Origin of the sequence: Maribacter sp. TH_r10, assembly GCF_033101095.1 — a bacterium.
Lineage (GTDB): Bacteria > Bacteroidota > Bacteroidia > Flavobacteriales > Flavobacteriaceae > Maribacter_A > Maribacter_A luteus.
In genome coordinates, this window is record NZ_JAWMPY010000002.1 from 217,661 (window position 1) to 240,190 (window position 22,530).

Sequence of the window (22,530 nt, forward strand, 5' to 3'; positions counted from 1 at the left end):
CCCGTTTATAAACGGGTTTTGTTAAAATATAGTTTCTATCGGTTCTTGTAATTCTCTACTTCTTGTTTGCATCTGCAAGTTGTTTGGTGTCGACATATTGTTGAAAGCCGATGACCTTATTGTTCTTAAGTGTCCATAAATGAGCTACTTGGGCATCTATATGGGCTCCGTTTTTCTTTAATTTGCCTTTGTACCGTAGACTGGCAAGAACCTGGTTTCCGTACATTTCATGAAGTTCTATATTTTCCAGATTAAAATAGTCGTAATCCTTTCCTATTGGGGTGAAAACCCCATTAAGGACGGCATCTGGCCCTAAATACGGGTTACCTTTTGCATAGATGTTACCTTCAGCTTCGTTCCAGACTACATTGGCATCCAACAATTTTAAAACTGAGGGAATGTCACCAGCTGCAAATGCATTGTACACGGTGTTGATCACTACGACATTGTCAGGGTTTGAGAGGATTCCCAATTGTTGCATAAAATCCATATTGTCCATGAAGTCCTGCTCTTGGGCAATCTTGTCATTTTTCATGTCAATCAGGGTAACGCCATCAATATCCACTGATTTACCCGTTGCCGGAATCCCAAAAAATTCGCCGGTATGCTTCCCTTTAAAATGCCAATGCTTTACCATTTTGTCACCTTGGCCGAATATATCTACAATACTGAATTCGATATCGGAAAATCCGTTCAGATAGTTTGCATAAAAATCCTTTACATTCTCAATACCCACAATATTTTCAGGGGACATGAGTAACGTAACATTGGTATCAAAATGTTCATCATTGATCAAATCTAGTTTGCCATTGTTCAGTACTTCATCCCAAGTATTGGAATACATATTGATATTGGCGGTTAATTGCTTGTTTTCATTAGAACATGATAGTATACATGTAATGATGAAAAAATACAGAATTTGAATTTGTTTATTCATGGTCAATTCATTGTAAACCCGACAGGGTGCTAGCATTGTTCCCCCGAAAAATGTTCAGCGTATGTTTCTGCCGGGTTTGGTTTTTGTTTTAATTATTCTGTTATCTTCAACAGGATGGATGTACTAATCGGATTCTTCTTCATCGGCAACTTTTTTAGCCTCTGCTTCATTAAATGCCAATACAAGAGCCGAGGGGTCCCAATACCCATATTCCTTCACTATTTTTCCATTTACAAATTGATAAGTGAGGTGAACGGGCATATCGTATTTCTGATTGTTCGCCGCTAAGGTAGCTTCCCAGTCCAACCAACAATTCACCCATGTTTCACCATCATCGGTGACTACCATTTCATATTCCTGATCGGCATCCAAAAAACCTCTTTTTGAATAAACCGCGTCATTTTGTTTATGGTATGCGATGGTTTCGGAAGGGGACATGTGATTGTCTTTGGTGTTGTAATAGGTCTTGGCGGTATCGGCATATAGGTTGATATCGTATGATTTATTGTTATAATTAGCTGTCAGTTTTTTAACCGTATCGATTTCAGGTGATTTTTGCGTATACCTTTTCTGCCCTTTTTGTTGGCATCCTATAAAAAGAATTGCAGTGAGTAATAGTAAACTTAGATTTTTCATGCTCGTAACATTTACGTGATTGGTAATGATTCTTATAAAATTTAAATCGGAGATATATTATTTTGGTGAATACGCCAATTCTGGGTGCATGCCTCCTGATTCAACTTCATATTTAGATACATATTTGAAGATTTCATCGAATAACATTTTACCTTCCTCCCCTAAAAGAACTTGATTCGCCTTTGATTTTTTGGCATAGTCCTCCTCGTCAACTGCGGATAAAATGGCAATATAATAGTCTCCCATGTTACCGAATCCGTTATGGTAAATGCGGTAGTATTCCTTTGATCCCTTCTTCGTGAATAAGGCCTTCAGTTCTTTAAGTTTTCCTTTAAGGTTTTGTATGTTTTCTGGGGTTACATGTAAAAAATGCCATTTTCTATAATTTTGCCCCTCGGTCGTAATACTTATGCCTTCGGGCATATAGGTTAATTCTTCATTGAGATATACAATATAATCCCCGTGTTTGTCATAGCATTTGTTGAATCGTTTGAACATGTCCATAAATGCTTCTTCACCCATTTTTTCGGCTAATGGGGCCATAACGTTCTTGTCCAGTTCGGCCATGTTCTTAATTGGTGAAATGTTGAAATACCGTCCTGATGAGGTTGAGGCAACCTCCCAACTCAGATCTTGAAGGTCGTGCTTGGTACATGCCTCCTTAAATTCTTTGGAGATTTGTTCATATTCTTGTACCATTGAAGGTTTAACTTGGTCTTCATGAACATAAAAGGCCTGGTTTTTACTTTCCTGTGCAATGTTCAAATTCGGAAGCAATAAAAGCATCACTGCGATCAATACTGTTGTTTTTAGAGTTCTCATGATTTACTTAGTATAAGGATTAATAAATAGTTTTTGATTTAATTATAGTGGGAGGTATTCGATATCCGATAATACATGGCCTAGGGGAGTTATTCAACAATTGGAGGTGTCAACATATATCCCAATTGTTGTAAAAGCGCTAATTCATTGTAGTAAACATCTTCTTTGATCAATTTGCCTTCATTAGTAAAGGTGATTTCCGAGAATCCGTTTATTACGACTTTTTTCCCCGTAGGGGGCGATTCCCCAAACGTTCCCGTATTGGTACCTTCGAATATCCAACTGGTAAATAAATGATGGTCAATGACAGCGGTTTTTTTTATTGATACCTTCAAATCTGGAAAACCGGTAAAATAGATGTTCATATTGGCTTCGAGTTCGTTTTTGTTTTCAACAACCGTTATCCCATTAAATTCACGAGTGAAGTTTTCAACGGTAAGTGACTTTAAACTGTCCATATTTTTATGATTCCATGCATTTGCAATAAAATTTTCAAAGTTTTTCGACATGGTTTGCTCAAGGGCCGTCTTCTTTTCGATATTTACCTTGTGCTTACAGTTTGTGCTGAGTAGCGCTATTATGGCCAAAACTATTCCCAATCTCCCCATAATTTCATTAGTTAGTAGCAATGACCGTTTGGCACCACAAGTGTAAACTTTATGAAGCCTAAGGAATGCAATTCCATTCCATGATGAAAGCCGATAAGGATGAGGTAATGTAAAAACTGTCCGAAACCCCATTTTTTATTATCTGCCATATCCTTCCTAAAAAGTTGTATATTTAGAAAACTCGTTTCCCCCGGTGAAAGAATCCAGAAATGAGAATAAGACTTTTTACGGTTGCCAGTACTTTAGCCATTATCCTCTTCAGTGGCTTTATGGGCATTTCCCAAATAGTGGACTTTGATCGCGAAAAACCTTACAAAGAAGTTTTTGTTGATACCGATAACTTTGGACCCTCATATTTAGATGTCCTAGAAGAAGCCTATCCTATTGCGAAACCGGATTCCCTTCAATTTTCCATACTCAATGACCTTGCTTATTATTGGCATACAAGGAATTTAAAACGGTCTATGGACTTTACCCTAAGGGGTTTGAAATTAACCAAGGAAAAGAACAATGCTTTATGGGAAGGGAGGTTTCAGATTACCCAAGGGGCAATTTTGTTGCGTATGGAAAAATTGGATAGCGCTATGACGGTTTTGACCCTAGCCAAAGAAAAGGTCTTGGAATATGACCTTCCGTTTCTTTATACACAATTGGGATATGTTTTTGAACGAAAAGGACAATTAGACCGTGCAGCGGATTATGCCATGTTGTCCTTGCAACTTGGAGAAAAGCATAACGACAAGAAAGCTATGGCATTGGCATATAGTGATTTAAGTAATTTGTTTTGGAAACAAGCAAAGTTTGAATCTGGATTGGATTACGGATTAAGGTCAGTTGATATTTTTGAGCAACGTGCTATCAATGATCTCGATTATGGTTTTACATTATATGTAGTCGGGAATAATTATTTGGAGCTGAAAGCCTATGAAAAAGCCCTTTATTTTTATGATCATTCTATTGCTATTGGTGAACGATATGGTTTTTATAACAACCTAAGCGATGTGTATATATCCAAAGTAGATTTATATACCTATTTGAATAAATTCGATGAAGCAAGGAAAGCTGGCGAAAATGCAGTAAAGTATGCCGAGTTATTAGACAATGAATTTATGTTGATGCGCTCATGGTTGTCTATCGGAAAATTACAGAATATACAAGGCAAGTATGTTTCGGCCATAGAAAGTCTAAGAAAAAGCATAAAAATTGCCTCTGATGATTTTGGGGATGAGTTTTATTTGAGTCAGGCGTACGAGACATTGGGCAGGGCTTACGCGGGCAATCATAATTATCAAAAAGCCTATCAGGCCTTCGCGGTATATGATGAACTAAAAGACAGGATTTTTACAGCAGAGGCCGACCAGCGGATCTCACAACTTAGAACCGAATACGATGTTGCCCAAAAAGAAAACACCATTCAATTACAGCAAACCCGTATTTCGAAACAACAAACAAGGCAAATAATGATCATGGCCCTTGTTTTTCTCTTACTTCTTTACTTGTTATTGCTCTATAAGTCATTAAAGACGAATGGTAAAAAAAACAAAATGCTTCAAAAACAAAATGAGGAAAAGGAGTTTCTTCTTAAAGAGATCCATCATAGGGTCAAGAACAACCTCGAAATCGTATCCAGTCTTTTGGCACTGCAATCTGCAGAGTTAAATGATGGGAAGATTATGGAAGCCATGCAAAATAGCCAGCAGAGAATTCAAAGTATGAGTATGGTTCATCAAAAGTTATATCAAGAAAAAAGTCTGTCGGCAATAGAAATGAAGTCTTATTTTTTGAACCTCTCCAATTACATCGTCAATATTTTTGACCGGCAAAAAAACATTGAAGTGATTGTTGATATGGATAAGATGGAGTTGGATGTTGATACGGCCATACCTATTGGTCTTATAGTAAACGAACTGTTGACCAATTCGATGAAATATGCCTTTCCCGAAAATTCTATGGGTCGTGTCAGTATTTCCATGTTCAGAACAGGATCACAATTATTCTTGAACGTCTCTGATAATGGGGTGGGTTCTAAGGTTAATACTTCAGAATTGGGTTTTGGAACAAAGTTGGTGAAATTATTAACTCGACAGTTAGATGGTAAAATGCAATTGGAAATAGAAAACGGAACAACCGTTTCTTTTCAGTTTCAATATAATAAAGCAGCGTAAACATGGATAGTAAAATAAAGGTCTTGGTAGTTGAAGACGATATGATCATTGCAGCCAATATCAGTATGCAATTGACCAATTTAGGTTATGAGGTAACAGGTATTGAAACCAGAGGGGAGGATGCAATAGAACATGCGCGGGAAAATAGTCCTGATATTATTTTGATGGATATCAACTTAAGGGGTGGGTTAGATGGTGTGGAAACTGTTCTGCGCATTCATGAAATATTGGATATACCTATTATTTACCTAACCGCTAATACCGATGAGGCCTCCTTTAAAAGGGCTAAAGAAACCCATCCGTTCGCTTTTGTCCCTAAGCCCTTGAATACAATACAATTACAGCGAACCTTTGAATTGGTCGTTCAACACATTCGCTTGGTAAAAGACGGTAAATCAAGTGAAAACATAACTTTAAAGGTTTTGGATGATCGTATTTTTATACGACATAAAGGTAGAATGGTGAAATTGTTATTGGCCGATATACTATATATTGAAGCTGATAGGAATTATTGTAGAATCGTAACCCAAGAGAACGCATTTGTATTGGCAACAACCTTGAAGACCATGCAAGAACGATTGTCCAAACTTGTTTTTTTGAGGGTACATAGATCATATATGGTCAATATAACCAAACTTGATGTCGTTGCCGAAAATCATCTGGAAATTGGCAGAAAGGTAATTCCTATCGCAAAAATGCATAGGGGTACCTTATTGAGTCGTCTACAGACCATTTAAATAAATAGGAAGGTCGTTTTCTAGGTTTTACTTGGGGTTAATCCCGGCTTTCTGATCTATTACGATTGTTATTTCTTCGGTTCCTATTGTTTTTGCCCCTATAATTTGTACTTCTTGATTTATTGCGATTTCCGTTTTGACCCGAATTTTTGGATCTTTGGTTACCTTGTTTTCTTGCAGGTGTCCCTTCAGATATTTCTTCGTGGTAAGGGTGTTCCAAAATTTTTGGGACATTTGATTTGATAAGCTTTTCAATATCCCTTAAATAAGGACGCTCTTCCTGGTCGCAAAAAGAAATGGCGATACCACTCGCATTTGCCCGTCCCGTTCTGCCGATTCGGTGTACGTAGGTTTCGGGTACATTGGGTAAGTCGTAGTTGATTACCAAGGAAAGATCATCAACATCAATACCCCTGGCGGCAATATCTGTGGCAATTAAGACCCTTAACGATCCGTTTTTAAAATCATTTAAGGCATTTTGTCTAGCTGTTTGGGATTTGTTGCCATGAATGGCTGCAGCACGTATATCGGCCTGCCCCAATTTCTTGACTATTTTATTCGCACCATGTTTGGTTCGTGAGAAAACCAAAACAGAAGTATCCGGTTTCTCTTCTAACATATGAACCAATAAATGAACCTTGTTTCCCTTGCTTACGAAGTATACGGCTTGTTCTACCTTTTCTGCAGTAGCTTGTTCCGGTTTCACGGTAACCCGTTCAAAATCACCAAGTATTTTGCGGGATAGTTCAACAATGTCTTTAGGCATTGTCGCTGAAAAGAATAAGGATTGCCTATTGGTGGGTAATTTGGCTATTATTTTTTTTATATCATGTATAAAACCCATATCAAGCATATGGTCTGCTTCATCCAAAACGACATATTCTATATCTTTTAATGAAATAAACCCTTGGTTCATGAGGTCCAGTAAGCGTCCAGGTGTGGCAACGAGGACATCGACCCCGTTTCTAAGGGCCTGTACCTGTTTTCCTTGTTTTACACCTCCGAATATAACGGTATTCTTGATTCCGGTGAATTTACCGTAGGCGGTAAAGCTTTCGCCGATTTGAATCGCCAGTTCCCTTGTGGGGGTTACGACCAACGCCTTTATTTTTCGATGGCGCCCTTGTGTGTGATGGTCATTATAAATCTGTTGTATGATCGGAACCGCAAAAGCCGCTGTTTTTCCTGTTCCTGTTTGTGCAACTCCCAAAAGGTCTTTTCCTCCTAATAAAATGGGAACGGACTGCTCTTGGATCGGTGTTGGATGCGTATAGCCCTCTTGGTCTAGTGCCTTGAGGATAGGTTCAATAATGCCTAAATCTTTGAATGTCATGTATCGTAAAGAATAAGCGGCAAAGGTAGTGGAATAGTTGGGATAATGGCATTTCTAATGATATCTGGTGTAATATGCTTGTTTTTAGTTAGTTATATTTTGGTTGTCGTTTTGATGTAGGTATGTGCAAAAGGTTTTTATTTATTTACCGGCGATTACATACTTCGCAACCATGGGTAACTTCATTCATGGAATCAATTGATCCAGTATTGTTACGGTCTTAGTTGGTTTATCAGCTTTTGTTATACACATATACAATGGTTATTTTACATTTCATCATAAAGTTTTGACAGTTGGGTAGTTGTTTTTGCGAAAATTCAGTTCATAGCCTCAATTTTGCGATCATCAATTAATTATGAAGAAGGGCCCTCCTGAATAGTTCATAGGTTTGATTGCGATGGCGGACATACCATGGAACTTTTTGCTAATTTTAAGCCAGAGTGGTTTGTTGATTTCAAATAGAAGAACGAGAAACTTGTAATACTGAATAAGAATCGTAAAACGAAATATGAAGGAGTTTTTAAAATTATTGAGAATAAGTATAATAATTACGGTGGTTATAGCCATAGGTTCCCGTATCATTTTTTGGAGCCAACCCTTTGATTGGAACCAACAATTGGAATATGTTGGAATAAATTTTTTGTTTGCCTTTTCATTGACCTTGGTCAATGCTTATTTCAGTTCTTATATCTCTAAGAAATATAGTTGGGAAACACAGACACAAAAAAGACTTTGGTTCGGTGCTTTGGGGTCTATTTTCCTTACGGTCCTGGCTTTTGGGGTTTTACGATTATTACTGTCCATTGGGGTTTATGGGAAAACGTTGGAGCAGTTTCTTGCGGGGGAAAGACCGGCATATTATTTAATTGCATTGGCAATAGCATTGGTGGTATCTCTTTTTTTTCACGCCTTTTACTTTTTCAGGGCGTTACAAGAGAATAAGGTCAAAGAACAGAAGATTATAGCCGGTACGGCTTCGGCCAAGTTCGACGCGCTAAAAAATCAATTGGATCCGCATTTTCTTTTTAATAGTTTGAACGTATTGACCAGTTTGATCGAGGAAGATCCCATCCAGGCACAAAAGTTCACAACGGCATTGTCCAAAGTATATCGTTATGTACTTGAGCAAAAGAATAAGGATCTGGTTTCCGTTGATGAGGAATTTCAATTTGCCAGGACCTATGTGAAGCTTTTGAAAATGCGATTTGAAGATAGTATTCATTTCGATATTCCTGAGCAAAGCCGCAATCCGGAAGCTAAGATCGTTCCGTTATCCCTACAGCTTTTATTGGAGAATGCGGTAAAGCACAATGTGGTTACTTCCTCAAAACCATTACATATCAAAGTTTACGAGGAAGAAGGTATGCTAGTGGTCAATAATAACCTACAGGAAAAACAAGTAGTAAAAAAGAGTAGTGGGGTAGGGTTGCGCAATATTCATCAACGTTACGGAATATTAACCGATAGGGAAGTGGAGATTACAAAAACCCAAAACGAGTTTAAAGTGAAGCTACCTATCTTAACAAAACAAATTACGATTATGGAAACACAACAGACATATATTCACGATAAAAGATATGAAAAGGCCAAAGAGCACGTAGAAAAACTTAAAGGATTTTATGGGAACCTGGCAGCATACTGTATTGTAATCCCATGTTTGGCAATCCTTAATTACAATACCACAGGATTTCCATGGATAATCTTCCCGACCATAGGATGGGGTTTCGGAGTAGCCATACATGGGATGGAGGTTTTTGGTTATAACCCGTTATGGGGAAAATCTTGGGAAGAAAAAAAACTTAGGCAGTTTATGGATGATGATGATTTTTAAATGACAATCCATCCCGTAAAAACAACAATTGGGTAATGAACATTTAGAAAGAAAGCATGTCGAACGTACTTTTGGGTTATCAATAAAATAGTAATTCAAAACAAACCAACAACATTATGGAAACATCGGAAAACGAAAACAAGTATTTTAGAGCAAAGGATAAGGTAGAGGCCATTAAGAAGTTCTATACCAGTTTAATGTCATATATTTTCTTTGTTGGATTTTTGGCGGCAATAAACTATTGGACCGATGAGTGGAGTTACCCTTGGTTTCTATGGGCGGCCTTCGGTTGGGGAATAGGATTGGTCTTCCATGCCTTTAAAGTGTTTGACCTAAACCCACTATTCGGTCGCAACTGGGAAGAGCGCAAGATCAAGGAGTACATGCAAGAAGATGAAAAGCAACAAAAAAGATGGAAGTAATGGAGAACAACAAATTAGACCGTGCAAAAAAGCGGGTAGAGGAACTTAAGGGGTTTTATATTCACCTTACCGTTTATATCCTGGTAAATACGTTTATCTCTACAATGAAGATCGTTCGTAATTTGGGGGATGGAGAGACATTCGGAGAGGCATTTTGGGACTTTGGAACGTTCGCAGTTTGGTTTTTCTGGGGTATCGGGGTATTTTTCCATGGTGTAAAGGTTTTTTCGTACAATCCTTTTTTTGGAAAGGATTGGGAGAAAAGGCAAATCCAGAAGTATATGGATAAAGACAAAAAGGAAGCTGATAAGTATAGATGATGGAAAATAAAACCAACAGCGTTGAAAAATATGTAAAGGCCAAAAAGCGGGTAGATGACATCAAGGGGTTTTATTTTCATGTAATTAAATTCGTAATCATAACCCTATTGATATTGATTTTCAAAGGAAGGGTATTAGAAATTTTCATTGAAAAAGGGGTTGAAGATAAAAATGTTCTGCAATGGATGGAATTGAATATACTTGCAATACCCATAATATGGGGATTGGTGCTTCTTGTTATGGGATTAAGGTTGTTTGTGTTCAAAACGAATATCCTTAAGAGCTGGGAAAAAAGACAGATTCAGAAGTATCTAGGAGAAGAAAAGTAGAATAGAGAACAGTTGTCCTTATACAGTGGCAACAAACAATTCCAATATTGAAACCAATTATATTTTTGCAATAAACCATTTACCACAAATCAAATATGAGAACCATCATCATAGAGGACGAAAAACCTAGTGCACGAAGATTAAGTAGGCAGTTGGCGGAATTGGGCGTAGAGACGTCCACAATGCTTCATTCCGTAGAGGAATCGATAGCTTGGTTTCAGGAGAATGAACACCCCGACCTTATTTTTTTGGATATTCAGCTTTCAGACGGACTATCGTTCGAGATTTTCGAAGTGGTAGAAGTGAACAGTGCCATAATCTTTACAACGGCCTATGATGAATATGCATTGCAGGCATTTAAATTGAACAGTATAGACTATTTATTGAAACCTATTGATGATGATGAGCTAGAGAATGCAGTAAAGAAATATAGATCAGTTAAACCTGCTTCCCAAAAACTGACCTTGGATTTCGAGGACATTAAAAAATTATTGGTCAACCCGATTGAGCGGGAGTATAAAAAAAGATTCACGACTAGGGTAGGGCAGCATTTGAAAATAATAAATGCCGATGAGGTAGAGTGTTTTTACAGTGAAAATAAAGGCACCTATGCAGCTACCTCTGATGGTAGGAATTATTTATTGGATACCACTTTGGAAAACCTTGAGGTTGATTTGGAACCAAGGGTTTTCTTTCGGGTGAGCCGAAAGTTCTATGTGAACATAAACCACATCAATGATATTGTCGCATACACCAATTCACGGCTTAAAATCAAATTAAATCGCTATATTGACCAAGAAATCATCGTAAGTCGTGAAAGGGTTCGAGACTTCAAGTTATGGTTGGAGTAAGTGGAGTTATAAGGTTGAATTACAATTATATAGATTATTGAATAGATTTTTCTTATAGTAGCAAAATACCGTTCGGTATCATGGTTTTTCAATACGATTTTCATCAAAAGAGGAAGGTAGTAATTTTGGAATCAATTTAATGAAAATCGGCAATAGAACCGCTCCGCCAGGAAGCATGAAAATGGCCAATGAAGGTATGCTTTTAAAGATATCCAATAATTGACTTTGTACTTTTTTCTTTTCTTCCGCAGTCAGGTCCTTGATGGTCGATTTGGAAATCAGGGCAACCAATTCCTTACTTTCAGAAAGTTCTTTTTGTAGTCTTTTACTGTTTCTTAAAATCAATTTATTGACCACCCTTGCCATACTGTCGTAAAACTTCGAGGCAAGATTATGGTCTTTTAGATGGGGAATTATCTTGAAATTTTTATCAAAAAAAACTGAAATATCATCCAACGTTGAGGCTACCTCATTTTTAGAAAACCCTAGGTCTTTTCCAAATTCATAGATGAATTCCGATTCCAGATAATCGATAGAATGATCTTCCCAAATGGTCAAAGCGGCAAGATCCAACAAGTATTGGTTTTCGATTTTGGTAAGCCCTTTTTGCAGTTTATCACGATAATTACCATCAAAAGTATGTGTTTCGCTATCAATGAAAGTTAACGAAGCCTCGAACAAATGTGCAAGTTTATGGTCATTTTTATTGTCCTCTTTAGAGTTCAATGTGTGGTAAATGACGTTCATCGCCGTGTTTTCAAAATTCTCGGCGAACGATTTTATATCCTTGGTATCTTTCAAGTACCTCTTAAACGTCAATACATCTATGTACAACAACGAATTTGTAATGATGCTATTGAACGTCTTGCTGATTACATTATCATCCAAATAAACCCTTGTATCGATTAATTTTTCCAATTGGTCGGATGTCTTGTTCCCTACGAATAATTTTTTTAGAAATGAGATTTGGTTAAGTCCCAAATCTTGATAGAATTGAAATACTATATGAAGAAAATTTTCGAAATCAGTGCTCTTTTTCTCGTATCTAAAAGTGAAATACAGTGCGGCCAATAAGTTTATTTTCGCCTTTTCGTCTTCAGATAGTTTGTGTTCGGGATCAATGAAGCGAGGTATTTTTATATTCAACCCATAAACGAACCCAGTATTTTTTAAGGCAGCATACAGGTCTTTGTAATCCTGATAGCTGTCCTCCTGGTCTCTGGTGAGGTATCCGAATTTATCTATCCAACCTGAGGAAGACGGGTTCATGGTTTGCTTATTTAGGCTTCAAAATAAAACAAATTATAGGACATTTAATGTGTCTTTAGGGCTTTTCAAAATTTAATTGTCGCTTTGGTAAAATCCAGTCGCTAAATTTACGATTCGCTAACCTATTGTATTAATTGGGGCACTATTCGATAATGCATAAAAAAATAGCCGCCCTAAGGCAGCTATTCATTTATGGTTCAATATGTTCTAGGTAATCCTGAATGAAGGAATCCTTTATGTAAAATTAATTTTTTTGAAGCAGGACCTTTGCCTGTACGGCAACATCGCTCCATGTTTTACTTACCCCATCGGTACCCGTATGTAATTCTTTACAAGCCTTGTTGATAGATGCAACCGCATCCAGGGCATTCCAATTTTCCAATTCCATTTCCCCTTTAAAGGTGATGCTGTTTTCAGAGTCCATAGTATATTCCAAGGGAATATTGGCGGTTTCACCGTTTAAAGTCACATCTATGGAACATTTATTGTCGGCCGAGGTCTTGAAAGTTCCCGAAATAAGTTCGGTGTTGTTCATTGCCCCAAAAAAGAACTCCAATATCTTCGGATCCCTAGTACCGGTAGCGTCATTGGTAAACAGGCTACTTACGGGGATACTGAATTCTATACCGTTTAGCGCCTCTAAAGGTGTGCTACCTTCTTTTGCATTCGATATGTCAATATTCTTGAATTGACCGCCAACGGGAACTTTGGCTGTAGTTTTATATGCAGTAAAGCTTACTTTGGTAGAATCGCTGATAATGGAATATGAATCGCCTACGATTTCTTTAGTTTCCTTCTGTTGTTCAGTATTTTCTTTCTTTGCTTGTTTGCAACTAAAACCTAAGATCAAAAGTAAGCCTAGGGTAATTAAATTGATTCTTTTCATGATTATGGATTTTAGATTAGAATGAATAGGATAATACTTTGCCTATTTAGACATTTGATGCAATAATAAAGATAAATGAAAAAAAATACGGTCTTAATGGATAATAATTCTTGATACTGACATTTGATTTATAAACATGTTTTTATGTTCTGGTATTGAAAAGTCTCTGAAATACCATGTTGAACGCATGATTATTTAATAAGATGGGTCAATACATTTACTTCATTATGAAGGGTTTTATGTACCGGGCATTTGTCCGCTATTTGAAGTAATCTATCAAGTTGTTTGTCGTCTAGGCTCCCTGTTATTTTAATTTCACGCCGAAAAGTATCGATTTTAGCATTGGATGATTCACAATTCTCACAATCCTTTACATGGGTTTTGCTGTATGATGTGTGTACTTCAACATTTTCTATATTCCATTTTTTGCGCTTTGCATACATTTGAAGGGTCATCGCCGTGCAGGCCGATAATCCTGCAGAGACCAATTCATAAGGTGACGGACCAAAATCGTTGCCGCCAAAGCTTACAGGTTCATCGGCGGTTAGGTAATGGTTGCCTACTTTCATACGGGTCGTAAATCCGTCTTCAAAATCCAGACTGGCCATAACCTGATGGTCGCTTTCTATTAGGTGTTCTTCATCATCGATTTTCAGGTATCTTTTTGCCCAACCGGCTATCATCTCCCCAACATATTGGGAATCTCTTTTTTTCATTAGTAAATGGTCGGCACTATCTAACGAAACGAAACTTTTTGGATGGTGAGCCGCTCTATAAATCTCCTCGGCGTTCTTAATGCCAACGGTCATGTCCTGTGGTGAATGCATGACCAGAAGGGCTTTACGCATATTTTTAACCGTTGTGGAAAGGGTGTTTTTTTGTAGGTCTTCTAAAAATTGCTTTTTAATCGTGAAATCCCTTCCGCCAATATTTACCAAAGCTTTTCCATTTTGTTCAATTTCTTCCAGACCACTTCGAAGAAGGTGCTTTACGTGTTTGGGATCCGATGGGGCCCCTATGGTGGCCACTGCCTCTATACTCGTTATTCGGGCCGCAGCGAAAATTGCTGCAGCACCACCTAAAGAATGGCCGATCAATAGGGTGGGAGCTTGGTAATGGGCAGTTAAATGGTCAGCTGCGGCAATTAGATCTTGAACGTTGCCGGAAAAATTGGTATCGGCAAAATCACCTTCACTTTCACCCAATCCGGTAAAATCGAACCTAAGGATACCAAAACCGTTCGCCGTTAGGGCCTTACTGATATTACGTATCGCAGTTAGGTTTTTATTACAGGTGAAACAATGTGCAAAAATCGCAAAGTTATGAGGTTGTTGCCTGGCTGGTAGTTCTAACCTACCGACCAATGATTTTCCTTCTTCGTTTTTGAAAACTAATTTTTGCAGATTCATTCCGTTCAAGTTTAGTGATATTTTCAATAAGTCGATAAATACCCGAAATACTTAATCAGAATGTTTTAAAGTGTGTTCGTTTTTTTTCGGAGATGGGTCTTGAACAGGATTCCGATTCTAAGGATATCATCCATATGCGTATTGAAATGGTTTTTTACATAACCCAATTCAACCTTAAAATCAGGGGAAAAGGTATAGCCGATTCCGCCATGCAACCGGTTTTGATTGAATATGGTTTGTTCTAGATTCAGAAAAACCTCATCAAAGACCTTGATATAAAAGTTGGCTCCTAAAGGGTGGGTGACCTGTAATCTATATCGCATTCTATTGATGAAATCGGTGACCCCATAATTGTTTATCCAACGGTGTTCCAATCGATAACGGTTAGATATGCTCAATTTCTTTATTTTCCTTTTAAGACATATCTCTTCATATGGTCGGTTCTCGGAAGTACTGATACTCGTTCGTGTTTCGGAATAATGGTGAACATAACCCGCACCTACCGAAATTTCCGGTGTTATTCGGTAACCAAGTCCTATTTTATAGAATTGGTTGTCCAAAACATCGAATATTTCATAATGGTGTAATCTGAATTCCGTAACAATATCAAGATTTTTTGAAATCTCATTATCCCCATACAACATGATCCATGATCCCCATTCATCTTTGCTTTGGGAACTTAAAATTGATGAGAAAAGTAAATAAAATAGTAAGATGCCCCTCTTCATGATGGTCATTTTTATGGTTGATAAAGATTTGGTTTCGCAGTGTCTATGTATGCAGAAAATACAGAGACAAAATTGGAAGCTGCAAATGTACTTTGGTGTTTAGAGGGAAAAACTGATAAAAGTCAATTTTAACCAAATTGATCAATCTTTTTTGAACCAAATCAAAATTGCATGTTTAAGCATTAAAAAACCCCTCTTTTTCGGAAGAGGGGTTTCTGTTTTTTTGGGGAGAGGGGTTGTTAATCCAGACTGAAAGTTTTTGTTTCTTTGAACGGACTAACATCTTGTTTTTCAATTTCTTCCCTATAAGGTTTCCATTTTTCATTGAAGAACGCATTGGTTTTTTGCAACGCTGATGTAAGCTCGTCGGCCGCAAATTGGATCATTTGGTTTTCGGTAGCCGTAATTCCGTTCTTACGGGTACGCACATAGCGACTGGCGTTACCTATACGCTGCATTACGGTTATCTCAGGATTTCTGGTGATACCTTGCCTTTTATCTTCTTTACCTAAATATAGTGCAATGATGCTGTCTATCGCTTTTTTTATGTCCTTTGAGGCTTTTATTTGATCTTTGTATTTTTCCTCGTCGAGCTCTTTGAATTCTTTTTGGTACTTATCGGCCACGGTTTTACTTTCGACCAATTGTTTTACGGCTTCTGCTGCAGTTTGGGTGAAGGATTCCAGCCTTTTTGAAGCTTCATAGACTTCATTGATTGATGTTGCTGAAACGTTTAACCTTGGATCGGATTTTACTTCGATCATGGTATCATCGGTCATTTCCCCGTAAGTGACCTTGACTTTATAGGTTCCGGGTTTTACATTGGTTCCACCACGCTCATTCTTGTTTTTAGGGATTTTTCTAGAAGGTCTGTCACTTCCTTTTTCATCCATTTCCCAGTAAATACGATGAAAACCTGCCTTTTCAGGGGTTTTCGTCTTAATGGTGCGAATTAATCTATCCCCATCATAAAACTGGAACATAATAGAGTCTTTTTTCTGGACACCGCTCAACTTTTTCTTTGCGGTATCTTTTCCTGAGACCGAGTCGGTCTTGTTCATTTCATTTTCCGTTGCATTATCATCTTTGTTTTTCTCGGACGATTTTTTCTTTCCTACCTTCAAATAATAAGTGATCATGGCCCCTTCTTTCCTGTTTTCGGCATTGTAAAGGGCGTCGGCACCAAATCTGCTCCCAGTTGGTTGTTGGTAAGCCGCTTGGTAGGCCGTGGGTGGACTGAAGATTTTGATATCTTTCTGTAAAATGGATTTATCGGCCGTAATGGCTCGCAATGGTCGAATATCATCCAACACCCATGCTGCACGACCAAAGGTTCCGATGACCAAATCGTGTTCCCTTGGTTGAATAACCAAATCTTTTGTAGAGACCGTTGGGAATCCTTCAGTCCATTTTTGCCACTTTTCCCCGGCATTGAAAGAAATATATAGTCCGTCATCGGTACCCAGGAACATTAGATTAGGGTTTTCTATATCTTCTATAATAGAAAGGGTATAGCTATTTACATCGGTGGCATCTACAATGCGCTCCCAGGTTTTTCCATAGTTTTTGGTGCGATACGCATAGGGCGTGTAATTGAACCGTCTGTAGTCGTTGGCGATTAATAAAGCTTCGCCTTTATTTTTGTTCGATGCTTTAATTTGTGCCACCCAACTCCCTTTAGGTAAGCCTTTTATGTTTTGGGTAACCTCGGTCCAATTGGCACCTCCATTTTGAGTGTAATGTACGCGCCCATCATCGGTTCCTACCCAAAGCATGTCTTTTTCCAGCGTTGATGGTTCAATAACTAAAATAGTACAATGGTTCTCGGCACCTGTGGCATCCATGGTAAGCCCGCCACTTTCCGATTGTTTTTGTTTTTCCGGGTCATTGGTGGTCAAATCTGGGGAAATAACTTTCCATGTAAGTCCTTTATCCGTGCTTTTATGTACAAATTGACTACCGAAATAAACGGTACTATTGTTAAACGGGTCTTGACCAATACCTGAATTCCAGTTGAATCTAAGTTTGGTTTCGGCATCTGGTGGAGTAGGGCGTACGATATAATTATTACCTGTTTGCCAATCATATCTGGATACATATCCTTGTTGGCTCATGGCATAACCGTATCTGGAATCATCTTTGTCAGGTACTACATCAAAGCCATCACCAAATGCTATTTCTTGCCAATAACTATTTCTTATTCCCTGCGCTTTCCATACATATGCTGGGCCTCTCCACGATCCATTATCCTGCATTCCCCCATATACGTTATAAGGGAATTCATTATCAGTGTTTATATGGTAAAATTGGGCAACGGGTAGATTGCCAATAAAACGCCAGGTTTTACCGCCATCTTTGCTAATGTTCAGCCCACCATCATTTCCATTTAGCATAAACTGTCCGTTGTCAGGGTGAATCCACCATGCGTGGTGATCGGGATGCACACCATTGGTGGCATTATAGGCAGGCATTAGCTGGGAAAAGTTCTTGCCCCCATCTTCAGAAACATTGACATACGTAAAAACCGAATAGACCCTATTTTCGTTCTGGGGATCTACGTAAATTTCGGAATAGTAGAAGGGGCGATTACCTATGTCTTGCTTATCATTGATTTTTTTCCATTTGAATCCGCCATCTTCCGATTTATAGAGAGCGTTCTTTTTTGATTCGATCAACGCATATACGATATTGGGCTTACTAGGGGCAATGGCTATACCGATTCGGCCCAATTCCCCTGGGGGAAGTCCGTCTTCCTCCGATAGTTTCTTCCAGTTTTTTCCTCCGTCATGGGTCATGTAAAGTCCACTGCCTTCGCCACCTGACTTAAAGAACCATGGGTCCCTTTTATGTTCCCACATGGCTGCGATCAATTTGTTGGGGTTGGTTGGGTCCATGATAAGATCCGCAACCCCTGTTTTGTTGTTCACGAAAAGAATCTTTTGCCAGGTTTCCCCACCATTGGTCGTTTTGTACACACCTCTTTCCGGGTGCTCGCCCCATGGTGAACCTATTGCCCCAACGTAAACGGTATTGGGATCCATTGGGTCTATTTTTATTCGATGGATGTGTCGGGTTTTTTCAAGTCCCATGGATTTCCAGGATTTACCTCCGTCCAAAGATTTATAAATACCATAACCACCGTTTAAACTATTTCGGGGGTTACCTTCTCCGGTGCCTACCCAAATCACAGAGGGATTGGATTGCTGAATAGCAACCGCCCCCACTGAAGCAGTAACTTCTTTGTCAAAAATGGGCTCCCATTTTATACCTCCGGAGGTCGATTTCCAAAGTCCGCCAGATGCCGTACCTACATACATGACATCGGGCGATTTCTGCACTACATCTATTGCGGTAACTCGCCCACTCATACCTGCTGGGCCGATGTTTCGGGGTTTTAGGTCTTGGACAAGGTCCATTTTAAAATCTTGGGCAAATAGCGAAATGGATGCTAAAAGCATCACTAGGGAAAGAGTTTTTTTCATTGGTTTTGGTGAGTTAATTAGTCTCGTAAATATAAATAAATCCTGTCGGTAATTTCTTAAATGGTTGTTAATGAATTCGATAAATGTCGTTTCCCAAGTAGTGGTCGATCAGGCTATTCCACCCGTGTCCAAACTTCGTTATTGTCATTGTTGGTACCTGTCAGAATCAGGGTGTCCCCTTTTACTTCCAATCCATAAGACCGCGTTTCGCCCAAAAGATATAAACTACTACTGTTGGAGAAAGTCGTGGTTTCTGAATAAATGGAATCGTTTAGGTCATAGTTACCACTTTGGTAAGAATCCATTTTGTTGGTAAGGATATTCGTCTCGGTCATGGACCAATAACCGTTCGCAATGGTTTTTATACGGTCGAAGGTGGCTGAAGGGGCCGGTTTTTTACCTTTTCGACTGTAGTATTTCCATTGTCCTAAGAGTTGGTCGTTTAGTTTTTCGGTTGATGTTTTACTTGTTGAAGCATGTCCGTTTTTTGCTGCTATTCTGGCAAGTCGTTTATTGATTTCCACTTTCGGGATAAAACGTCCTTTACGGAATACTGCGGAAAGCTCTTGTAGGTTGTCCAAGTTTTCGAGAGGATTAGCATTTAAGAGTATCAAATCGGCATCAAGTCCTTCCTTTACTTGACCAAAAACATCTTCTTTATTAAAATATTTAGCGGGATTTATAGTGCCGGATTGTATAATCTCCAGAGGTGTAAGTCCGGCAGCCAACAATCCATCTATCTCACGATGAATGGAAAAACCGGGAACATTGAAAACTTGAGGGGCATCGGAACCCAAAAGCATCCCATAACCATTTTTTTGTAGTTTAAAGATGAGCTGTTTACGAATGTCATCAAATTTTTCCCATTGCTTTTCATTGAATCCTGTGGAGGGGTCTATTATGGCGTTTTTGCGTTTGGACCACTCGGTCAAAGTCTCAATAGGCATGTAACGCATCTCTGGCTGTTGCAAGAGTTCATCAGTGGGAATAGGGGAGAACCATCGTTCGAAAAGGCTTTGGGTAGGTACCGTCCAAACCTTGTTCTCTTTCGCTAAGGCCACAAGTCCATCAATTTTAGTCGTATCGGCCAAAGGAACAAAATCATATCCGAAAAAACCGTTTTCTTCAGGATTTACATGGGCCGATTCAGGTACCAATCCTTCCAAAAAACCGTCAATATGGTCAATGGAAGCGTATTTACTTTTTAAGGCATTATCAATGCCGACATCAACAGGAACGTGCCCTGCAAAAGGAATATGAACTTGATGGGCGGTTTTAACGATTTCATCAAATACTTCATTCTTAATTCCCGGATGTATTTTTAAAAAATCGTACCCATCTTTTTTATATGTTTCTACTGCATGTACAGCTTCTTTGATAGATGTAACTGAATTGCCATTTAAAGAAGGGCTCGAGGTAAAAATCCTTGGACTTAATAGTTCGCCCGATTCAGTATTGCTTCGCAAAACCAAGTGGGTTGGGTGCCCCAACATTCCTCGTACCGTAGTGATGCCATTTGCGAGATAAAGGAAGAGCACATCTTCAATTTGCCCATTGTTTTCTGAAGGATGGGGAATATGGGCGTGCATTTCGGTAAGTCCCGGCATTAAATATTTTCCTTTGCCCAACACCATATTTTCATATTGTGCGAGATTTTCTTTATGGTCAGTAATGCTTTTGATCATACCGGAATCAATAACCACATCAAGATGCTCCCACATTTCGCCTGTAGCAACGTCAAGAACATTGACATTGATGATAATGGTTCCTTTTTCAGGTTGGTTGGTGCAAGCAAGAAACAATAACGCGAATACGAAAAGTACATATTTTCCCATGGTCATAAAATTAGGGCTGTTTCGTTAAAATTTAAAAAAGAGCTTGTGTTTTTTTACACTGTAATAGTAAAAGGTAAAAAGAACAATAAATGTGAAAATTATAATTCCACTTAAGATGTCTCAAAAAAATCACCTGTTAATTGCCTTTCGAACAAGGATAAAAACAAAAATCAATACAGAGTAACCAATAAAAAATGGGATGACGAACCGGATCCATCCTAAAACCAAGAACAGGCCAATAACAAGCAATTGAAAGCCCAGTCCAAAAGTCGATATAGCTGTCATGAACCATTTGGGCCATTTTTCGCTGTATGGTGCTTTAGGATCGAGCCAATAAACGATTTTATCGAAAACCCCGTAAAGCAATAGATAGGTGTTAAAAAAAAAGTTCACCCAAGTTTGTTTTTCCCCCTTCATGGCAACGGGAGCCGTAATCTCAAAGATTCGGCTTGTAGTGTCACCCTTATATTTGTTCCTTAAAATTACATAGTAATAATTATATAGGGTGCCTTGAAGTTCTAACCCTATAAATGCCGATAGCATATAGATCCAATGAATTTCCTCTAAGTGTCCAATGGTGAATATGAGCATGAAATTCAACACAAAGTCGGCGATAGAATCAAAATATCTACCCACATAAGAAGGGGTGTTTTTAATTCGTGCCAGTTCCCCATCAGCGGCATCCAAAATTGATTTGGTAATCAGGAAAAAAAAGGATGCAACATATTCATGTTCGAGAATACAAATTAGGGCAATGATTCCTGAAATAAAAAAGGCGATGGTCAAATGTATAGGGGTAACCGCCGTATTTTTGAATATTTTAGCGATGGTCATGGCTATTGGTCGCCCATAATCAGATAGATCTAGAAATTGGTCTGCTTTGGGCAATTTAGACATATAAATTCTTTGTTTATTGAATTGGTCTGATAACTTTTTTATTTTGTAATTCAGTGAGTTAAGGATTTGTTACGAAATTCCCTAATGCAGCATGTTTTATCTCTTCTTTTAAAATATATAATTATAGCATTGAGGTTTGGATGATATTTTATGGCCATTATCAGGATTTATATCACACCTTATAGTGTCCAAGCTTATTGCAATGCCTATATTTATGGGTATTTAGAATATATTAAAGATAAGGTTAATCAATGAGAAATATACTGTTCTTAATCATAGTAACAATTGTTTTTATGAATATGGGTTGCGCTAATAAAAGGGGTGATAAACCTAAGGTCCTCATTTTTTCCAAGACCATGGGGTATAAACATGCTTCTATTCCAAAAGGTATTGAGGCCATACAAAAATTAGGAAGGGAAAATGGCTTTCAGGTCGATACTACTAAGAATGCAACCTTTTTTACCGAGAAGTACCTTTCGCAATATTCAGCTATTGTTTTTCTGAGTACTACTGGGGATGTTTTGAATGAAAACCAGGAGACTGCTTTTGAACGTTACATTCAATCTGGTGGAGGATTTGTTGGCATACATGCCGCTACCGATACGGAATATGATTGGGAATGGTATACTAAAATGATTGGCGGTCAATTTCTGAGCCATCCTAAAGGCACACCAAACGCGGACTTTATCATTAAAGACCATTTGTTTATTGCCACGAAACATTTTACTGATACTATATGGAACAGGAACGAAGAACTGTATAATTTTAAGAAATTGAACCCGAAGGTGAATGTTTTGATTACGGTGGATGAAAGTACGTATGAAGGTGGGGAAAACGGTGATTTTCATCCTATGAGCTGGTATCATGAGTACGATGGAGGTAGAGTATTCTACACAGCGGCAGGTCATGCAGATGAAAGTTTCGAAGAAGAAAAGTTCGTTAAGCATATACTGGGAGGTCTCCTTTATGCCATAGGTGATAATTGAAAATAGGGTTTTTAAAGGGCTATTGGCCAACTTGTTTTTGATATGGG

The 22,530-nt window shown here is 38.4% G+C and carries 20 protein-coding genes; 8 read left to right on the forward strand and 12 right to left on the reverse strand.

Features of this window, described 5'->3' with window-relative positions:
- Positions 1–55: 55 nt before the first annotated feature.
- From R3X28_RS06260 to R3X28_RS06275, 4 genes are all read right to left on the reverse strand, one after another.
- A complete protein-coding gene (locus R3X28_RS06260; RefSeq protein WP_317663354.1) occupies positions 56–937 on the reverse strand; it encodes an ester cyclase in 882 nt (293 codons plus the stop codon).
- Between the two features lie 123 nt (positions 938–1,060).
- Positions 1,061–1,573 (reverse strand): nuclear transport factor 2 family protein, encoded by a 513-nt coding sequence (locus R3X28_RS06265; protein ID WP_317663356.1) that lies wholly within the window; start codon positions 1,571–1,573, stop codon positions 1,061–1,063.
- A 57-nt stretch (positions 1,574–1,630) separates the two neighbouring features.
- Positions 1,631–2,395: a hypothetical protein gene (locus tag R3X28_RS06270; protein ID WP_317663358.1), complete on the reverse strand. Its 765-nt coding sequence runs from the start codon at positions 2,393–2,395 to the stop codon at positions 1,631–1,633.
- 89 nt (positions 2,396–2,484) lie between these two features.
- Positions 2,485–3,003 carry an ester cyclase gene (locus R3X28_RS06275; protein WP_179955172.1) on the reverse strand — a complete coding sequence of 173 codons (519 nt, stop codon included), beginning with the start codon at positions 3,001–3,003 and terminating at the stop codon, positions 2,485–2,487.
- Positions 3,004–3,212: 209 nt separating this feature from the next.
- On the opposite strand from R3X28_RS06275, the gene R3X28_RS06280 reads away from it, so the two are divergent.
- Complete coding sequence (locus R3X28_RS06280) at positions 3,213–5,168, forward strand: sensor histidine kinase (RefSeq protein WP_317663361.1); 1,956 nt, start codon at positions 3,213–3,215, stop codon at positions 5,166–5,168.
- 2 nt (positions 5,169–5,170) lie between these two features.
- Entirely contained in the window at positions 5,171–5,905 is a 735-nt protein-coding gene (locus tag R3X28_RS06285; protein ID WP_317663363.1) for a response regulator, read from the forward strand.
- Between the two features lie 37 nt (positions 5,906–5,942).
- Here the strand turns inward: R3X28_RS06285 and R3X28_RS06290 are convergent, their stop codons facing one another.
- On the reverse strand, positions 5,943–7,238 hold the full coding sequence (locus tag R3X28_RS06290; protein WP_282056492.1) for a DEAD/DEAH box helicase: 1,296 nt from the start codon (positions 7,236–7,238) through the stop codon (positions 5,943–5,945).
- 508 nt (positions 7,239–7,746) lie between these two features.
- Between R3X28_RS06290 and R3X28_RS06295 the strand changes: the two genes are divergently transcribed.
- From R3X28_RS06295 to R3X28_RS06315, 5 genes are all read left to right on the forward strand, one after another.
- The gene (locus tag R3X28_RS06295) at positions 7,747–9,069 is read left to right on the forward strand and encodes a 2TM domain-containing protein (RefSeq protein WP_317663366.1); all 1,323 of its coding nucleotides are present in this window, start codon (positions 7,747–7,749) and stop codon (positions 9,067–9,069) included.
- Positions 9,070–9,185: 116 nt separating this feature from the next.
- Positions 9,186–9,491 (forward strand): 2TM domain-containing protein, encoded by a 306-nt coding sequence (locus R3X28_RS06300; protein ID WP_317663368.1) that lies wholly within the window; start codon positions 9,186–9,188, stop codon positions 9,489–9,491.
- Positions 9,491–9,811, forward strand: coding sequence for a 2TM domain-containing protein (locus R3X28_RS06305; RefSeq protein ID WP_317663370.1), 321 nt, complete (start codon positions 9,491–9,493; stop codon positions 9,809–9,811). The genes R3X28_RS06300 and R3X28_RS06305 overlap by 1 nt, the downstream gene beginning before the upstream one ends.
- Complete coding sequence (locus R3X28_RS06310) at positions 9,808–10,140, forward strand: 2TM domain-containing protein (protein WP_154369685.1); 333 nt, start codon at positions 9,808–9,810, stop codon at positions 10,138–10,140. The genes R3X28_RS06305 and R3X28_RS06310 overlap by 4 nt, the downstream gene beginning before the upstream one ends.
- Positions 10,141–10,235: 95 nt before the next feature.
- Positions 10,236–10,991, forward strand: a complete 756-nt coding sequence (locus R3X28_RS06315) for a LytR/AlgR family response regulator transcription factor (RefSeq protein ID WP_154369683.1) — start codon at positions 10,236–10,238, stop codon at positions 10,989–10,991.
- A 78-nt stretch (positions 10,992–11,069) separates the two neighbouring features.
- On the opposite strand, the gene R3X28_RS06320 is transcribed toward R3X28_RS06315, so the two are convergent.
- The 7 genes from R3X28_RS06320 to R3X28_RS06350 all read right to left on the reverse strand — a co-directional run bounded on the left by R3X28_RS06320 (position 11,070) and on the right by R3X28_RS06350 (position 21,497).
- Positions 11,070–12,260 carry an LETM1-related biofilm-associated protein gene (locus R3X28_RS06320; protein ID WP_154369681.1) on the reverse strand — a complete coding sequence of 397 codons (1,191 nt, stop codon included), beginning with the start codon at positions 12,258–12,260 and terminating at the stop codon, positions 11,070–11,072.
- Positions 12,261–12,504: 244 nt separating this feature from the next.
- On the reverse strand, positions 12,505–13,146 hold the full coding sequence (locus R3X28_RS06325; protein ID WP_154369679.1) for a YceI family protein: 642 nt from the start codon (positions 13,144–13,146) through the stop codon (positions 12,505–12,507).
- Between the two features lie 191 nt (positions 13,147–13,337).
- Positions 13,338–14,555 (reverse strand): bifunctional alpha/beta hydrolase/OsmC family protein, encoded by a 1,218-nt coding sequence (locus R3X28_RS06330; RefSeq protein WP_317663383.1) that lies wholly within the window; start codon positions 14,553–14,555, stop codon positions 13,338–13,340.
- 65 nt (positions 14,556–14,620) lie between these two features.
- Entirely contained in the window at positions 14,621–15,283 is a 663-nt protein-coding gene (locus R3X28_RS06335) for a DUF2490 domain-containing protein (RefSeq protein WP_317663385.1), read from the reverse strand.
- Positions 15,284–15,522: 239 nt separating this feature from the next.
- Positions 15,523–18,765, reverse strand: a complete 3,243-nt coding sequence (locus R3X28_RS06340; protein WP_317663386.1) for a VPS10 domain-containing protein — start codon at positions 18,763–18,765, stop codon at positions 15,523–15,525.
- Positions 18,766–18,878: 113 nt separating this feature from the next.
- Positions 18,879–20,600: an amidohydrolase family protein gene (locus tag R3X28_RS06345; RefSeq protein ID WP_317663388.1), complete on the reverse strand. Its 1,722-nt coding sequence runs from the start codon at positions 20,598–20,600 to the stop codon at positions 18,879–18,881.
- A gap of 129 nt (positions 20,601–20,729) precedes the next feature.
- Entirely contained in the window at positions 20,730–21,497 is a 768-nt protein-coding gene (locus R3X28_RS06350) for a CDP-alcohol phosphatidyltransferase family protein (protein ID WP_317663390.1), read from the reverse strand.
- 251 nt (positions 21,498–21,748) lie between these two features.
- Between R3X28_RS06350 and R3X28_RS06355 the strand changes: the two genes are divergently transcribed.
- Positions 21,749–22,483, forward strand: a complete 735-nt coding sequence (locus R3X28_RS06355) for a ThuA domain-containing protein (protein WP_154369667.1) — start codon at positions 21,749–21,751, stop codon at positions 22,481–22,483.
- The last annotated feature ends 47 nt before the right edge of the window (positions 22,484–22,530 follow it).

What these genes read in the sequence shown, in the direction of transcription:
- R3X28_RS06260 (WP_317663354.1), bottom strand. Translation starts at nt 937, where the DNA reads ATGAATAAACAAATTCAAATTCTGTATTTTTTCATCATTACATGTATA.
- R3X28_RS06265 (WP_317663356.1), bottom strand. Translation starts at nt 1,573, where the DNA reads ATGAAAAATCTAAGTTTACTATTACTCACTGCAATTCTTTTTATAGGA.
- R3X28_RS06270 (WP_317663358.1), bottom strand. Translation starts at nt 2,395, where the DNA reads ATGAGAACTCTAAAAACAACAGTATTGATCGCAGTGATGCTTTTATTG.
- R3X28_RS06275 (WP_179955172.1), bottom strand. Translation starts at nt 3,003, where the DNA reads ATGGGGAGATTGGGAATAGTTTTGGCCATAATAGCGCTACTCAGCACA.
- R3X28_RS06280 (WP_317663361.1), top strand. Translation starts at nt 3,213, where the DNA reads ATGAGAATAAGACTTTTTACGGTTGCCAGTACTTTAGCCATTATCCTC.
- R3X28_RS06285 (WP_317663363.1), top strand. Translation starts at nt 5,171, where the DNA reads ATGGATAGTAAAATAAAGGTCTTGGTAGTTGAAGACGATATGATCATT.
- R3X28_RS06290 (WP_282056492.1), bottom strand. Translation starts at nt 7,238, where the DNA reads ATGACATTCAAAGATTTAGGCATTATTGAACCTATCCTCAAGGCACTA.
- R3X28_RS06295 (WP_317663366.1), top strand. Translation starts at nt 7,747, where the DNA reads ATGAAGGAGTTTTTAAAATTATTGAGAATAAGTATAATAATTACGGTG.
- R3X28_RS06300 (WP_317663368.1), top strand. Translation starts at nt 9,186, where the DNA reads ATGGAAACATCGGAAAACGAAAACAAGTATTTTAGAGCAAAGGATAAG.
- R3X28_RS06305 (WP_317663370.1), top strand. Translation starts at nt 9,491, where the DNA reads ATGGAGAACAACAAATTAGACCGTGCAAAAAAGCGGGTAGAGGAACTT.
- R3X28_RS06310 (WP_154369685.1), top strand. Translation starts at nt 9,808, where the DNA reads ATGATGGAAAATAAAACCAACAGCGTTGAAAAATATGTAAAGGCCAAA.
- R3X28_RS06315 (WP_154369683.1), top strand. Translation starts at nt 10,236, where the DNA reads ATGAGAACCATCATCATAGAGGACGAAAAACCTAGTGCACGAAGATTA.
- R3X28_RS06320 (WP_154369681.1), bottom strand. Translation starts at nt 12,260, where the DNA reads ATGAACCCGTCTTCCTCAGGTTGGATAGATAAATTCGGATACCTCACC.
- R3X28_RS06325 (WP_154369679.1), bottom strand. Translation starts at nt 13,146, where the DNA reads ATGAAAAGAATCAATTTAATTACCCTAGGCTTACTTTTGATCTTAGGT.
- R3X28_RS06330 (WP_317663383.1), bottom strand. Translation starts at nt 14,555, where the DNA reads ATGAATCTGCAAAAATTAGTTTTCAAAAACGAAGAAGGAAAATCATTG.
- R3X28_RS06335 (WP_317663385.1), bottom strand. Translation starts at nt 15,283, where the DNA reads ATGAAGAGGGGCATCTTACTATTTTATTTACTTTTCTCATCAATTTTA.
- R3X28_RS06340 (WP_317663386.1), bottom strand. Translation starts at nt 18,765, where the DNA reads ATGAAAAAAACTCTTTCCCTAGTGATGCTTTTAGCATCCATTTCGCTA.
- R3X28_RS06345 (WP_317663388.1), bottom strand. Translation starts at nt 20,600, where the DNA reads ATGGGAAAATATGTACTTTTCGTATTCGCGTTATTGTTTCTTGCTTGC.
- R3X28_RS06350 (WP_317663390.1), bottom strand. Translation starts at nt 21,497, where the DNA reads ATGTCTAAATTGCCCAAAGCAGACCAATTTCTAGATCTATCTGATTAT.
- R3X28_RS06355 (WP_154369667.1), top strand. Translation starts at nt 21,749, where the DNA reads ATGAGAAATATACTGTTCTTAATCATAGTAACAATTGTTTTTATGAAT.